Source organism: Rhodococcus sp. USK13 (assembly GCF_018343855.1).
In the GTDB taxonomy this organism is placed as follows: domain Bacteria; phylum Actinomycetota; class Actinomycetes; order Mycobacteriales; family Mycobacteriaceae; genus Rhodococcus_F; species Rhodococcus_F oxybenzonivorans.
The window spans coordinates 4,760,230-4,775,558 of record NZ_CP069242.1 but is presented as its reverse complement, the minus strand read 5'-3'; the positions used below and the strand labels follow the sequence as shown (position 1 = coordinate 4,775,558).

Below are 15,329 nucleotides of genomic sequence, written 5' to 3'. Positions count from 1 at the left end.
TAGGGTGAGGGCGGCGGCAGTGAGACGTACGTCGCGGTTCGAGAGTCTGGGAGAGTATTCGTGGGTTTTTCTACCGAAACGGTAAAGGGCCCGATCCGTCGGGTAGTGGCGACGGCGCAGAACGGTTTGGAGGTAGTCCGCCTCGGCGGACTCGAGACAGACCTGACCACCTCGCCGTTCGAGGTGGTCGAACGTCGGCCTATGTATCGACTCCGGCGATACTTTCCCGACACCGACCCGGCGGAGGTCGGCCCTCCCATCGTGCTGGTGCCGCCGATGATGATGTCGGCCGACGTCTACGACGTGACCCGCGATCAGGGCGCCGTGGGCATCCTGCACGGAATGGGGATCGATCCCTGGGTGGTCGACTTCGGGTCGCCGGACACCGAAGAGGGGGGATGGGACAGAAATCTCGCCGATCACATCGTCGCGATCAGCGAGATCATCGACAAGGTCCGTGCCCACACCGGCCGCGACGTCCATCTCTCGGGGTATTCGCAGGGTGGCATGTTCGCCTACCAGGCGGCTGCTTACCGCCGCAGTCGCAACATTGCGAGTCTGATCACCTTCGGCAGCCCCGTGGACACTCTGGCCGGTCTGCCGTTCGGAATTCCCGCCGGATTTGCGAGCGACGCAGCGGCTTTCCTCGCGGACCATGTGTTCAACCGTCTCGCGGTGTCCGGGTGGATGGCGCGCATGGGTTTCCAGCTCCTCGACCCGGTGAAGACCCTCAAGTCCCGTCTCGAATTTCTTCGGCAACTGCACGACAGGGAGGCGCTCCTCCCACGGGAACAACAGCGCCGGTTTCTCGCGACCGACGGATGGGTCGCTTGGTCGGGTCCCGCAGTGGCAGAGCTGCTCAAGCAGTTCATCGTCCACAACCGGATGATGACCGGCGGTTTCGTCATCAAGGACCGCGTCGTGTCACTCGCCGAGCTCACCTGCCCGATCATGGCGTTCGTCGGTGAAGTCGACGACATCGGGCAGCCGCTGGCGGTCCGCGGGATTCGCCGGGCCGCACCGCGTGCCAACGTGTACGAATCTACTTTGAGGGTAGGGCATTTCGGGCTCGTGGTCGGTTCAGCGGCGGCCGCGCACACATGGCCGACCACCGGTGAATGGGTGCGGTGGAACGAGGGTATGGGGCCTAAACCGTCCACTGTGGATCTCATGCGGTACGACGAGCACTTCGGCAGCGAGACCGGAGTGTCGATCAGCGATCGCATCATCCACACGGTGGCCTCGGTCGCGGAAGTCGGGGTGGGGGTCGGCAAGGGAATAACAGGATTCGCCTCGGGAGCGGTTCGCGGCACGGTGGAGCTGTCCGGTGAGGCCACACGCGCTCTTCCGCGTCTCGCGCGTCTCGGCCAGATGCAACCGCACACTCAGATCTCCCTCAGCCGGCTTCTGGCGGAGCAGCGTCGGAAGGCGCCGAACGGTGAGTGCTTCCTCTTCGACAACCGGGTACATACCTATGAGGCGGTGAACCAGCGGATCGACAATGTCGTTCGTGGATTGATCTCCGCCGGCGTGCGGCCTGCTGCACACGTCGGTGTGGTCATGGAAACCCGGCCGAGCGCGCTGGCTGTCATCGCGGCGCTGTCCCGGCTCGGCGCCGTGGCAGTTCTCCTTCCTCCGGGCCGCGAAATCCACACCGCTATCCGGATCGATGGGGTCGAACGCATCGTCACCGACCCCGAGAATCTCGACGCCGCCCTCGCCACCGGAATGCAGGTCCTCGTCCTCGGTGGGGGAGACCTCCGCAGTCTCGATGTCGAGCCCGGGTCGAACGTCGTCGATCTCGAGCAGATCGACCCGGAGTCCGTCGCTTTGCCAGGCTGGTACCGGCCCGACCCCGGGCTGGCACGAGAGCTGGCGTTCATCATCTGCAGTGAATCCAACGGGCACTGGGAGACCAAGCAGATCACCAACTACCGCTGGGCGCTGTCTGCCTTCGGTACCGCCTCGGCCGCCGATCTCGATCGCGGCGACACGGTGTATTGCATTGCTCCCCTGCATCATTCATCCAGTCTCCTCGCGGCAGTGGGGGGAGCGGTGGCGGGTGGCTCACGTATCGCCCTGTCGAAGGGCCTCGACGCCGAGCGCTTCACCGAGGAGGTCCAGCGTTACGGCGTGACCGTCGTCAGCTACACGTGGACGATGATGCGTGAAATCCTCGATGCGGAAAGCCTCGATCTGCTCGGTAACTACCCGATCCGCCTGTTCCTCGGTTCCGGTATGCCACAGGGGTTGTGGCGGCGCACCACCGAGTGTTTCGCGCCCGCGAAGGTGCTGGAGTTCTACGCGTCGACCGAAGGTGATGTCGTTCTCGCGAACGTCGCAGGCGCCAAGATCGGGTGCAAAGGCAGGCCGTTGCCGGGTAGCGCCGACGTGCGACTGGCCGCATACGACCCGATCTCCGGACGTCTACTCGAAGACGACCGGGGCTTCGTCCGCGAATGTGCGGACAACGAGGTCGGTCTACTCCTCGGCAAGGCGGGCGTGCACGGTGAAATGTCCGGTGTGGCCATGCGGGGCATCTTCGCTGCCGGCGACGCGTGGATCGCGACGGAAAACCTCTTCCGCCGCGATGCAGACGGTGACTATTGGCTGGTCGATCACAAGAAGACCGTCATCTCCACCGCCCGAGGACCTGTGTTCACGCAACCGATCGTGGACGCCCTGGCAGCCGTCGACAGGATCGACCTGGCCGTGGCCTACGGCATCGAGGTCGGCGGCAGAACGTTGGCGGTTGCGGCGTTCACCCTCCGCGACGGACGCCCGCCACGGCTGGCCGATGTGGCGGAGGCCATCGAAGCACTCCCGTTCGGGTGGCGTCCCGACATCGTCCATGTGGTCGATGCCATCCCGCTGGGCTCGTCGTTCCGCCCCAATGCCGACGGTCTGAGTGCGGCAGGTCTGCCGAAGCCGGGCACCCGCGTCTGGTATCTCGACTCGACCTCACAGGAGTACAAACGGTTGACGAAAGCAGTAGCAGCGCAGTTCCACGACGGCTCGGCCGGCATGTCCGCTGGTGCGCGGTAATCTGAGGCTGCTCACCCGAACGGTTGGAGAGGACACCCGTGGTTATTGATCCGACACTGCTCAGCATTCTGGCGTGCCCACAGGACAAGGGCCCGCTGCTGCTGGTCGGAGACGAGTTGCTCTACAACCCTCGACTTCGGCGCGCCTATCCCATCGAGAACGGGATCCCGGTTCTCCTCATCGACGAGGCGCGGGACGTGGACGCCGAGGAGCACGAACAGCTGGTTGCCCGGGCGTCTGCGCAGTCGTGATCGCGGCGCGTTGAATCAGGCCGGCACGGGTCCGGTGAGATAGCGCTGGAGCGTCGGCGCTATCACGTCGACCAGGTCCTCGATCGGGAGAGAAGCGAGTGGTTCGAACTCGAGGATGTACCGGGTCACCAGAATCCCTACCATCTGCGACGCCACCAGCTGCATACGCAGGATCCCGGTTCCGGGTGGCTCGTCGACTCTCGGGCCGAGGTCACGAAATACCACTTCCACGAGGAAGGTTCGGATCAAGGTCGGTTCGTTTCCCGCCATCGCGGAACGGAACGCCGCGACAACTGCCGGTCGGTGCGGTGACTCCCAGACCGAGAAGACGGCTTCCGCGAGGTGGCGCCCGACCTTGTCGGTCGGGATGTCGAGGACCGGTGCAATCACCTGGGTGGGGTCGACGGGAATGTCGACGGAGTCCAGGAACAGTTGGCGTTTGGTCCCGAAGTAGTGATGCACGAGCGCCGCATCGACGCCTGCACTCAGGGCGACTGCACGCACACTCGTTTTATCGAACCCATTCTGTGCGAACAGCTTTCGTGCGACTGCCAGTATCCGAGATCGAGTGTCCTGATTTCCGGGTCTGCGGCCCGAACGCGTTCGTGCGCGTGGTGCCGTCATGGTGTGCGACGCCTCAGTGTGGCTGCTCCGAGCGACAGCGCGAGTAGTGCGAAGGCGGCGACCACGGTGAGATCGCGCCACATGATTCCGGTGGTTCCCGGGTGGGTCGCGACCTGTTGAAGCGCCTCGACAGCGTAGCTCAGTGGCAGGACGTTGCTGATCCATTCGAGCCAGGTGGGGAGCTGATCGCGGGGGACGAGGAGCCCGCACAGGAACAGTTGGGGAACCACGATGACGGGCATGAACTGCACGGCCTGGAACTCGGTGCGGGCGAAGGCGCTGCACAGGAGGCCGAGCGCAACACCGAGAATCGCGTTCAGTACCGCGATCAGCAGAACCCAGCTCACGCTGCCTTCGGTGTCGAGACCGAGGAAGCCGAATGCGACGGCGCAGGCCAGTGCAGCCTGTGCGGCGGCTGCCGTGGAGAAGGCTGCCGCGTAGCCGCCGAGAAGGTCCAGTTTGCCCAGTGGTGTCGTGAGGAGGCGTTCCAGGGTTCCCGAAGTGCGTTCGCGTTGCATCGCAATCGACGTGACGAGGAACATCACCACGAAGGGAAGGATGCCGAGCATCGTGATCGCGACCCGCTCGAAAAGCGATTGCTGGCCGGGGGCCGCCGGCACGTTCTGGTACAGGAAATACAGCAGCACCATCAGCAGGCTCGGTACCACGAGGATCATGGCGACCGTGCGATGGTCGGCCCGCAACTGCGCGAGTATCCGACCTGCCGTTGCGAGGAAGATTCTGGCGTTCATCAGTTTTCACTTCCCACCTGTGACGTGCGGATCAAGGTCAAGAAGGCATCTTCGAGGCTCGACTCACCGGTCTGGCGGCGCAGGCCGGTGGGAGATTCCTGCGCGAGTACGTGCCCGTCGCGCATCAGGAGCAGCGAATCGCAGTGTTCGGCTTCGTCCATCACATGGCTGGACACCAGGAGGGTCGTTCCTCCGGCAGCGAGGGCCTCGAACCGCTCCCACAGTTCGACACGAAGCAACGGATCGAGGCCGACGGTGGGCTCGTCGAGTACGAGGATCTCCGGGTCCGCGACCAGTGCGCAGGCGAGTGAAGCTCGTCCGAGTTGGCCCCCGGAGAGGTCCGCTGCTTTCTGGCCGGCGAACCGGGTGAGTCCGACCGCGTCGATGGCGTCGGTGACCGCACCTGCCGGCCGGCCGTAGAGCGCGGCGTAGTACGCGACGTTCTTTTTGACGGTGAGGTCGGTGTACACGCTAGGTGTTTGGGTGACGTATCCCACTCGGCTCCGTAGCGAGACCGAACCAGCGGGCGATCCCAGGACGGTGACGGAACCGGACTCCACGATTTGAGTACCGACCACGCACCGCATCAGTGTCGTTTTGCCGCACCCGGAAGGACCGAGAAGTCCGGTGATGGACCCGCCGGGTACTTGCACGTCGACGCCGTGCAGGACCTCGTTCTTTCCTCGCCGTACGCGGAGATCCCGGATGTCGATCGCAGGGCTGCCGTTCATGGCGTGCCTCAATTCATCACTGGGTGAATTCACTGCCTGATGAATTATGCGTCCACGGAGAGCTGTGCGTCAACGGTTGGGCACAATCGGAGGGTGACTGTCGATCGTCTTGCCGAGGCCCACCCCACCGAAGCCGCAAGAATCGTGCTGGGGTCCACCTTGATCGTCGCGGACGTACGCCTTCGTATCGTCGAGGTCGAGGCGTACGGCGGAGAAGCAGAGGGACCATGGCCGGACCCGGCATCGCACTCGTATCGGGGGAAGACGCCGCGGAACGCGGTGATGTTCGGTCCTGCCGGACACCTGTACGTGTACCGCAGCTACGGAATGCACTTCTGCATGAATGTGTCGTACGGGCCGGTCGGGACGGCCGGCGGAGTGCTTCTGCGCGCAGGTGAAATCCTCGACGGTGCGGAAACTGTCCGCGCACGACGATCGCGGGTCACCCGGCCCGCTGATTTCGCGCGGGGTCCCGGGAACTTGGGGTCGGCCACCGGCGTCACGCTCGCCGACAACGGTGCGCCGCTGTTCGCAGCCGATTCACCGATCCGGCTCGAGATCACCGAGTCGGAAGGATGGGTGAGTGGTCCCCGGGTGGGGGTCAGCGCGGCTGCTGACCGGCCGTGGCGTTTCTGGATTCCCGAGTCCGCTGCCGTGTCGGCCTATCGGAGAAGCCCGCGTGCGATGCCCGTCGACGAGCGGATGGGATGATCGATCACGTGACTGAGAACATCATCGATGAACTGACCTGGCGCGGGCTGATCGCTCAATCAACCGATCTGGACGCATTGCGTCGTGATCTCGACGCCGGACCGGTCACGTTGTATGCGGGGTTCGACCCGACTGGACCTAGTCTGCACGCCGGGCACCTGGTACCTCTGCTCGCGCTCAAACGGTTCCAGCGCGCAGGGCACCGGCCAGTGGTCCTGGCAGGTGGCGCGACGGGACTCATCGGTGACCCGCGTGATGTCGGTGAACGGACAATGAACTCCTCCGACACGGTGGCCGCGTGGGCCGATCGCATCCGCGGCCAACTCGAACGGTTCGTCGACTTCGACGATTCCCCCAGCGGCGCCGTCGTCGAGAACAACATGAACTGGACCGGGAAGCTGTCGGCGATCGACTTCCTCCGAGATGTCGGCAAGCACTTCTCGGTCAACGTCATGCTTGCGCGGGACACGGTGAAACGCAGGCTCGAATCCGACGGCATGTCCTACACGGAGTTCAGCTACATGCTGCTCCAGGCCAACGACTACCTCCATCTGCGCCGTAGCCACGGGTGCACATTGCAGGTGGGCGGGTCGGATCAGTGGGGCAACATCATCGCCGGTGTCGACCTGAACCGCCGTATCGACGCCGCGACAGTGCACGGACTCACCGTTCCGTTGGTGACCTCCGCCGACGGTAAGAAGTTCGGCAAGTCGACCGGTGGTGGCAGCCTGTGGCTCGATCCCGAGATGACCAGCCCCTACGCCTGGTACCAGTACTTCGTGAACACGAGCGACGCCGATGTCGTGAAATACCTGCGATGGTTCACCTTCCTTTCGCCGGAGGAGCTTGCGGAGCTCGAGTCGGCGACAGTTGAACGTCCGCATGCTCGCGAGGCCCAGCGGAGGCTGGCAGCGGAAATGACAACTCTGGTCCACGGAGAAGCGAACACCCGCGCCGTGGAGCTGGCTAGCAAGGCACTGTTCGGCAGGGGTGAATTGCAGGATCTCGACGAACCGACGCTGGCTGCGGCGCTCCGCGAAGCGGCGGTCGCGGAGTTGGCGCCCGGGGCACCTGCCAGCATCGTGGATCTTCTCGTGCTCAGTGGGCTGTGCGAGAGCAAGGGCGCTGCCCGCCGTGCGGTGAAGGAAGGCGGTGCGTCGGTGAACAATCGCAAGATCAGCAGCGAGGAGTGGACCCCCTCGGGCGACGATCTTCTCCATGGAACCTGGCTCGTGATTCGGCGCGGTAAACGGAACTTCGCCGGCATCCAGGTGGTTGCGCGCTAGGGTGCCCGGCATCACACTGTTGTAAGTCCGGGACATGATCCGCAGGTGGCTGACGCTGTGCGCGTTCCACCTGCGGATTTAACGCGCTGGACTCCTCCGAACTGGGGATTTGACGCTCCGTTATCCGTCGCGTAACTTATTCGAAGTCAGAGCGACACGGACACCGACCCCGGCCGGAAGGCGGGGGACACGAGGTTGGACGAAGGCGCCTGAACTTCCCGAAGATGCTGATTTCGATTGGTGTGTTCGAGATGTCCTGGAAGTTCCCGTTTGCATCGGGAGGTGGCAGGAGTTAGGCTGGAACGGTTGCCCCGGAGCGGCTAGCGAGTGTGCTGGTGGTGATGGTGTGTGCGTGTTCTTTGAGAACTCAACAGTGTGTCGATGAATGTCAGTGCCAAATGTTTTTGGTACTCCGCATCACGGATGATCGGCTGGGCCTTTGGGTTTGGTTGTGAGTGGTGTGGGTATTTGCTGGCTCTTTCTCCTTCTTCCGTCGGAGAGGGGGTCAGTGTGATTGAGCTAGTTTGAGTTTTTGATCGCTAGTGATTTGACTCGATGTCTATGACTGATTGGGGTTCGCCTCTTTCTAGAGTCTTCAACGGAGAGTTTGATCCTGGCTCAGGACGAACGCTGGCGGCGTGCTTAACACATGCAAGTCGAGCGGTAAGGCCCTTCGGGGTACACGAGCGGCGAACGGGTGAGTAACACGTGGGTGATCTGCCCTGCACTTCGGGATAAGCCCGGGAAACTGGGTCTAATACCGGATACGACCTTCGGCTGCATGGCTGGGGGTGGAAAGGTTTACTGGTGCAGGATGGGCCCGCGGCCTATCAGCTTGTTGGTGGGGTAATGGCCTACCAAGGCGACGACGGGTAGCCGACCTGAGAGGGTGACCGGCCACACTGGGACTGAGACACGGCCCAGACTCCTACGGGAGGCAGCAGTGGGGAATATTGCACAATGGGCGAAAGCCTGATGCAGCGACGCCGCGTGAGGGATGAAGGCCTTCGGGTTGTAAACCTCTTTCAGCAGGGACGAAGCGAAAGTGACGGTACCTGCAGAAGAAGCACCGGCTAACTACGTGCCAGCAGCCGCGGTAATACGTAGGGTGCAAGCGTTGTCCGGAATTACTGGGCGTAAAGAGTTCGTAGGCGGTTTGTCGCGTCGTTTGTGAAAACTCACAGCTCAACTGTGAGCTTGCAGGCGATACGGGCAGACTTGAGTACTGCAGGGGAGACTGGAATTCCTGGTGTAGCGGTGAAATGCGCAGATATCAGGAGGAACACCGGTGGCGAAGGCGGGTCTCTGGGCAGTAACTGACGCTGAGGAACGAAAGCGTGGGTAGCGAACAGGATTAGATACCCTGGTAGTCCACGCCGTAAACGGTGGGCGCTAGGTGTGGGTTCCTTCCACGGAATCTGTGCCGTAGCTAACGCATTAAGCGCCCCGCCTGGGGAGTACGGCCGCAAGGCTAAAACTCAAAGGAATTGACGGGGGCCCGCACAAGCGGCGGAGCATGTGGATTAATTCGATGCAACGCGAAGAACCTTACCTGGGTTTGACATATACCGGAAAGCCGTAGAGATACGGCCCCCTTGTGGTCGGTATACAGGTGGTGCATGGCTGTCGTCAGCTCGTGTCGTGAGATGTTGGGTTAAGTCCCGCAACGAGCGCAACCCTTGTCTTATGTTGCCAGCACGTAATGGTGGGGACTCGTAAGAGACTGCCGGGGTCAACTCGGAGGAAGGTGGGGACGACGTCAAGTCATCATGCCCCTTATGTCCAGGGCTTCACACATGCTACAATGGCCAGTACAGAGGGCTGCGAGACCGTGAGGTGGAGCGAATCCCTTAAAGCTGGTCTCAGTTCGGATCGGGGTCTGCAACTCGACCCCGTGAAGTCGGAGTCGCTAGTAATCGCAGATCAGCAACGCTGCGGTGAATACGTTCCCGGGCCTTGTACACACCGCCCGTCACGTCATGAAAGTCGGTAACACCCGAAGCCGGTGGCCTAACCCCTTGTGGGAGGGAGCCGTCGAAGGTGGGATCGGCGATTGGGACGAAGTCGTAACAAGGTAGCCGTACCGGAAGGTGCGGCTGGATCACCTCCTTTCTAAGGAGCATCTCCAGTCATGTACCGCTGAACAGTCAGTGGATGATGGTCTGGCAGAGGCCATTTCGGATGCGTATGTCATCCGGTGGTTGCTCATGGGTGGATCGCTGACAAGTATTGGTTCTCAACTGCCGGCCTGTGTGTTGGTGGGAGAGCGAATTATATCGACATACTGTTGGGTCCTGAGAGAACACGTGAGTGTTTTTTCTTTCAGGAATGTGACGATCCGGTTCGGATGTCAGGCAGACCGCATCACTTTTGGTGGTGGGCATGGTGCTGGCGGAGTTCGAGGCGGGTGTGTTGTTTGAGAACTGCACAGTGGACGCGAGCATCTTTGTTGTAAGTAATGAAGAGCGTACGGTGGATGCCTTGGCACCAGGAGCCGATGAAGGACGTAGGAGGCTGCGATAAGCCTCGGGGAGCTGTCAACCGAGCTGAGATCCGAGGATGTCCGAATGGGGAAACCCAGCACGAGTGATGTCGTGTTACCCGCATCTGAATATATAGGGTGTGTGGAGGGAACGTGGGGAAGTGAAACATCTCAGTACCCACAGGAAGAGAAAACAATAGTGATTCCGTGAGTAGTGGCGAGCGAAAGCGGAAGAGGCTAAACCATGGATGTGTGATAGCCGGCAGGCGTTGCATCCGTGGGGTTGTGGGGTTCATCTTGTCAATGCTGCCGTGTTGGCCGACAGTAAGAAATCATGGTGTTAGTGGAAGTGGTCTGGAACGGCCTGTCGTAGAGGGTGAGAATCCCGTACACGAAAACATTGTGACTGTCGTGATGGAAACCCAAGTAGCACCGGGCCCGTGAAATCTGGTGTGAATCTGTCGGGACCACCCGATAAGCCTGAATACTCCCTGGTGACCGATAGCGGACTAGTACCGTGAGGGAAAGGTGAAAAGTACCCCGGGAGGGGAGTGAAATAGTACCTGAAACCGTGCGCTTACAATCCGTCAAAGCCTTCGAACACTTCGGTGTTGGGGGTGATGGCGTGCCTTTTGAAGAATGAGCCTGCGAGTTAGTGGCATGTCGCGAGGTTAACCCGTGTGGGGTAGCCGTAGCGAAAGCGAGTCCGAATAGGGCGTTCATAGTGGCATGTTCTAGACCCGAAGCGGAGTGATCTACCCATGGCCAGGTTGAAGCGACGGTAAGACGTCGTGGAGGACCGAACCCACTTAGGTTGAAAACTGAGGGGATGAGTTGTGGGTAGGGGTGAAAGGCCAATCAAACTCCGTGATAGCTGGTTCTCCCCGAAATGCATTTAGGTGCAGCGTCGCGTGTTTCTCACCGGAGGTAGAGCTACTGGATGGTCTAGGGGGCCCACAAGCTTACCGAAATCAGCCAAACTCCGAATGCCGGTGAGTGAGAGCGCGGCAGTGAGACTGCGGGCGATAAGGTTCGTAGTCGAGAGGGAAACAGCCCAGATCGCCAGCTAAGGTCCCTAAGCGTGTACTAAGTGGAAAAGGATGTGGGGTCGCGAAGACAACCAGGAGGTTGGCTTAGAAGCAGCCACCCTTGAAAGAGTGCGTAATAGCTCACTGGTCAAGTGATCCTGCGCCGACAATGTAGCGGGGCTCAAGTACACCACCGAAGCTGCGGCATTCACACAATGCACCCCCATTTTCCTGCGGGAGGGTGGGCAGTGGTGTGGATGGGTAGGGGAGCGTCGTGTGGCCATGGAAGCGGCGGGGTGACCCAGCCGTGGAGGCCACACGAGTGAGAATGCAGGCATGAGTAGCGAAAGACGAGTGAGAAACTCGTCCGCCGAATGACCAAGGGTTCCTGGGCCAGGTTAATCCGCCCAGGGTGAGTCGGGACCTAAGACGAGGCCGACAGGCGTAGCCGATGGACAACGGGTTGATATTCCCGTACCCGTGTGAACGCGCCCCTGGTGAATCAGTGATACTAACCACCCTGAAACCGCGTGTGAACCTTCGGGTTCGCAGGTGGCGGATGCGTGGGACCTGATCTGGTAGTAGCCAAGCGATGGGGTGACGCAGGAAGGTAGCTGAGCCAGTCAGTGGTAATACTGGTGTAAGCCTGTAGGGAGTGACCTAGGCAAATCCGGGTCACACATATCCTGAGAGGTGACGCATAGCCGAATGAGGCGAATTCAGTGATCCTATGCTGCCGAGAAAAGCCTCTAGCGAGCTTTCACACGGCCCGTACCCCAAACCGACACAGGTGGTCAGGTAGAGAATACTAAGGCGATCGAGATAACTATGGTTAAGGAACTCGGCAAAATGCCCCCGTAACTTCGGGAGAAGGGGGGCCTCGTCTGGTGATCACTCTTGCAGTGTGAGCTGGGTGGGGCCGCAGAGACCAGTGAGAAGCGACTGTTTACTAAAAACACAGGTCCGTGCGAAGTCGTAAGACGATGTATACGGACTGACGCCTGCCCGGTGCTGGAAGGTTAAGAGGACCGGTTAGCCATTTCGGTGGCGAAGCTGAGAATTTAAGCCCCAGTAAACGGCGGTGGTAACTATAACCATCCTAAGGTAGCGAAATTCCTTGTCGGGTAAGTTCCGACCTGCACGAATGGCGTAACGACTTCTCAGCTGTCTCAACCATAGACTCGGCGAAATTGCATTACGAGTAAAGATGCTCGTTACGCGCGGCAGGACGAAAAGACCCCGGGACCTTCACTACAGCTTGGTATTGGTGTTCGGTTCGGTTTGTGTAGGATAGGTGGGAGACTGTGAAGCGCTCACGCCAGTGAAGTGTGGAGTCGTTGTTGAAATACCACTCTGATCGTATTGGACCTCTAACCTCGGACCATGATCTGGTTCAGGGACAGTGCCTGGTGGGTAGTTTAACTGGGGCGGTTGCCTCCCAAAATGTAACGGAGGCGCCCAAAGGTTCCCTCAGCCTGGTTGGCAATCAGGTGTCGAGTGCAAGTGCACAAGGGAGCTTGACTGTGAGACTGACAAGTCGAGCAGGGACGAAAGTCGGGACTAGTGATCCGGCACCGGCAAGTGGAAGCGGTGTCGCTCAACGGATAAAAGGTACCCCGGGGATAACAGGCTGATCTTCCCCAAGAGTCCATATCGACGGGATGGTTTGGCACCTCGATGTCGGCTCGTCGCATCCTGGGGCTGGAGTAGGTCCCAAGGGTTGGGCTGTTCGCCCATTAAAGCGGCACGCGAGCTGGGTTTAGAACGTCGTGAGACAGTTCGGTCTCTATCCGCCGCGCGCGTTAGAAACTTGAGGAAGGCTGTCCCTAGTACGAGAGGACCGGGACGGACGAACCTCTGGTGTGCCAGTTGTTCCACCAGGAGCACCGCTGGTTAGCTACGTTCGGAAGGGATAACCGCTGAAAGCATCTAAGCGGGAAGCCTGTTCCAAGATGAGGTTTCTCACCCCTCGAGGGGTAAGGCCCCCGGCAGACCACCGGGTTGATAGGCCAGAACTGGAAGCCCAGTAATGGGTGTAGGTGACTGGTACTAATAGGCCGAGGACTTACCACAAAGAAGCTACGCGTCCACTGTGCAGTATCTGAAACAACACACAGATACCCGATTCCTTCACGGAACCCCCGAAGTTCCGCACCCCACCGGGTGCGTGGCCCCAGGGGGAAACCGGACAAGGGATGAAGGGTGTGTGACAGTTTCATAGAGTTACGGCGGCCATAGCGGAGGGGAAACGCCCGGCCCCATTCCGAACCCGGAAGCTAAGCCCTCCAGCGCCGATGGTACTGCACTCGACAGGGTGTGGGAGAGTAGGACACCGCCGAACATCCGTTACCGAAAGGGGACCCAATATACTGGGTCCCCTTTCGTGGTTTGTGTGAAAGGAATGACTGTGTCGGAGAGCGACGACGGACGTCGATCCTTCCGCGGAGGCGGTGCCTCTAATTCTGGACGAGGCGGTGCCTCTAATTCTGGACGAGGCGGTGCTTCCGGTTCGGACCGAGGCGGTGCCTCGGGGTCGAGCAGAGGTGGCCCGTCGGGTGGTCGTGGTGGATCGTTCGGCGGACCGCGAGGTGATTCTCGTGGCGGTGCCGGCAATGACCGGCGGGGTGGGCAGCGCCGTGGGGGCGAGGGCGGATTTACTCCGCGGGGGCGTGATGGTGACCGGCCGCAACGGCAGGATGCCCGTCCTGACGAACCCGACCTGCCCGAAAATGTCGAGGCCGGTGAACTTGATCCGACTGTACGGCGTGACCTGCTGAGCTTGGACAAGACGAACGCGAATACCGTTGCGCGGCATCTGGTGATGGCGGGCAAGTTGGTTGACGACGATCCCCGACTGGCCCTGGCGCATGCGCGTGCGGCGCGGCAGCGGGCCGGACGTATCGCCGTCGTTCGTGAGGCCGCGGGCATCACCGCGTACCACGCTGGTGAATGGGCAGAAGCGCTGTCCGAGCTGCGGGCCGCACGCCGGATGGCTGGCGGTCCCGGACTCCTCGCCGTGATGGCGGACTGCGAACGTGGATTGGGCCGACCCGAACGGGCGATCGAACTGGGTCGGAGCGAGGAAGCAGCGGCTCTCTCTGGTGACGATGCCGCCGAGCTGCGCATCGTAGTTGCAGGTGCGCGCATGGACCTCGGGCAGTTCGATCAGGCCGTGGTCACGTTGCAGACGCCGGAGCTCGACGCTTCCCGTACCGGTCCGGGAGCTGCGCGTCTCTTCTATGCGTACGCCGACGCCCTGGTGGCCGCCGGCCGTATCGAGGACGGACTGAAGTGGTTCCTCAATTCGGCTGCGGCGGACCTCGAAGGTGATACCGACGCAGAGGAGCGTGTGGCCGAGCTGACCGGAGACGATCAGTGACGGTGGAGCACGGTGTGGCGTCGTCGCTGCGTGAGGGATACGACGCTCTGCTACTCGACCTGGACGGCACCCTGTACCGGGGGCCGCTGGCAATTCCCGGTGCCCGGGCCGCGCTGGCGTCGGGAACGCAAGCCCTCTATTACGTGACCAACAATGCGAGCCGTAGCCCAAGTGAGGTCGCCGCACACTTGACCGAGCTCGGTTTCGACGCCTCGGAGTCGAGGGTGGTCACGAGTTCGCAATCCGCAGCTCGACTCCTCGCTGAGAAGATCGAACCCGGTGCTGCAGTGCTGGTGGTCGGGACGGATGCCTTGGCGGATGAAGTGGCGCGGGTCCGCTTGCGCCCGGTGCGGTTGTTCGCGGATTCGCCCGTCGCGGTGGTGCAGGGCCATTCTCCGACAACCGACTGGGCGATTCTTGCGGAGGCGACTCTCGCCATCCGGTCGGGAGCTGTCTGGGTAGCGGCCAATGTCGATTCCACGCTCCCTACCGAGCGTGGGCTGGTGCTGGGCAACGGATCTATGGTGGCCGCTCTGCGCACCGCAACGTCCTCCGAACCTCTGGTCGCCGGTAAACCGGCAGCGCCTTTGATGGAAGACGCGATACGCCGTAGTGGGAGTTCGCGCCCTCTGGTTGTGGGCGACAGACTCGACACCGACATCGAGGGCGCCAACGCCGTGGGTCTCGAATCCCTGTTGGTGCTCACTGGGGTCAGCACTGCCATCGACGTCCTACGGGCCACCGAGGAACAACGCCCGACCTTTATCGCTTCCGAACTGGATTCCCTCAACCGGCCTGCTGACGAATCGAGGGTCGGCGAGGACCGTCGCTTCTCCGTCGAGTTTGATGGCACTGATCTGGTGATCGAACCGAAAGGTGGATCGATCGGCGCTGCCGATTCGGTGACGCTGCTCCGGCACGTGGCTGTGTCAGCATGGAAGTACCCCGAGTTCGGCCGCGTCACCTCCACTCACCCGGCAGTCAGCGCGCTCGTGTCCGATTGGGTTGCTTGACCGCGCATCTCGAGTGTCCGTAGATCC

9 protein-coding genes and 3 rRNA genes are annotated in these 15,329 nt (G+C 61.4%); 9 read left to right on the top strand and 3 right to left on the bottom strand.

From position 1 onward, the window contains the following. Positions 1-60: 60 nt before the first annotated feature. Both JQT59_RS24385 and JQT59_RS24380 read left to right on the top strand, forming a co-directional pair. Positions 61-3,045, top strand: a complete 2,985-nt coding sequence (locus JQT59_RS24385; RefSeq protein WP_213572328.1) for an acyl-CoA synthetase — start codon at positions 61-63, stop codon at positions 3,043-3,045. 38 nt (positions 3,046-3,083) lie between these two features. Then, positions 3,084-3,296 (top strand): Trm112 family protein, encoded by a 213-nt coding sequence (locus JQT59_RS24380; protein WP_109329435.1) that lies wholly within the window; start codon positions 3,084-3,086, stop codon positions 3,294-3,296. A 15-nt stretch (positions 3,297-3,311) separates the two neighbouring features. Here JQT59_RS24380 and JQT59_RS24375 read toward each other — a convergent pair whose 3' ends face one another. From JQT59_RS24375 to JQT59_RS24365, 3 genes are read right to left on the bottom strand one after another with little or no spacing between them, the layout of a single operon-like run. After that, on the bottom strand, positions 3,312-3,920 hold the full coding sequence (locus tag JQT59_RS24375) for a TetR/AcrR family transcriptional regulator (RefSeq protein WP_213572327.1): 609 nt from the start codon (positions 3,918-3,920) through the stop codon (positions 3,312-3,314). Then, on the bottom strand, positions 3,917-4,672 hold the full coding sequence (locus tag JQT59_RS24370) for an ABC transporter permease (protein ID WP_109329437.1): 756 nt from the start codon (positions 4,670-4,672) through the stop codon (positions 3,917-3,919). Before JQT59_RS24370 ends, JQT59_RS24375 begins: the two co-directional genes overlap by 4 nt. Then, positions 4,672-5,403 (bottom strand): ABC transporter ATP-binding protein, encoded by a 732-nt coding sequence (locus JQT59_RS24365; protein ID WP_208961760.1) that lies wholly within the window; start codon positions 5,401-5,403, stop codon positions 4,672-4,674. Before JQT59_RS24365 ends, JQT59_RS24370 begins: the two co-directional genes overlap by 1 nt. 39 nt (positions 5,404-5,442) lie before the next feature. On the opposite strand from JQT59_RS24365, the gene JQT59_RS24360 reads away from it, so the two are divergent. From JQT59_RS24360 to JQT59_RS24330, 7 genes are all read left to right on the top strand, one after another. Further along, the gene (locus JQT59_RS24360) at positions 5,443-6,114 is read left to right on the top strand and encodes a DNA-3-methyladenine glycosylase (RefSeq protein WP_213572326.1); all 672 of its coding nucleotides are present in this window, start codon (positions 5,443-5,445) and stop codon (positions 6,112-6,114) included. Between the two features lie 8 nt (positions 6,115-6,122). Further along, on the top strand, positions 6,123-7,400 hold the full coding sequence (tyrS, locus tag JQT59_RS24355; RefSeq protein ID WP_249353814.1) for a tyrosine--tRNA ligase: 1,278 nt from the start codon (positions 6,123-6,125) through the stop codon (positions 7,398-7,400). Positions 7,401-7,995: 595 nt separating this feature from the next. Further along, positions 7,996-9,512 (top strand): 16S ribosomal RNA (locus tag JQT59_RS24350). Between the two features lie 337 nt (positions 9,513-9,849). Continuing rightward, a 23S ribosomal RNA gene (locus tag JQT59_RS24345) occupies positions 9,850-12,983 on the top strand. Between the two features lie 151 nt (positions 12,984-13,134). Continuing rightward, positions 13,135-13,251: ribosomal RNA gene (gene rrf / locus JQT59_RS24340) — 5S ribosomal RNA — on the top strand. Together the 16S, 23S and 5S rRNA genes form the textbook arrangement of a ribosomal RNA operon. A 60-nt stretch (positions 13,252-13,311) precedes the next feature. Continuing rightward, entirely contained in the window at positions 13,312-14,289 is a 978-nt protein-coding gene (locus JQT59_RS24335) for a tetratricopeptide repeat protein (protein WP_213572324.1), read from the top strand. Continuing rightward, complete coding sequence (locus tag JQT59_RS24330; RefSeq protein ID WP_249353813.1) at positions 14,286-15,302, top strand: HAD-IIA family hydrolase; 1,017 nt, start codon at positions 14,286-14,288, stop codon at positions 15,300-15,302. Before JQT59_RS24335 ends, JQT59_RS24330 begins: the two co-directional genes overlap by 4 nt. Positions 15,303-15,329 lie beyond the last annotated feature (27 nt).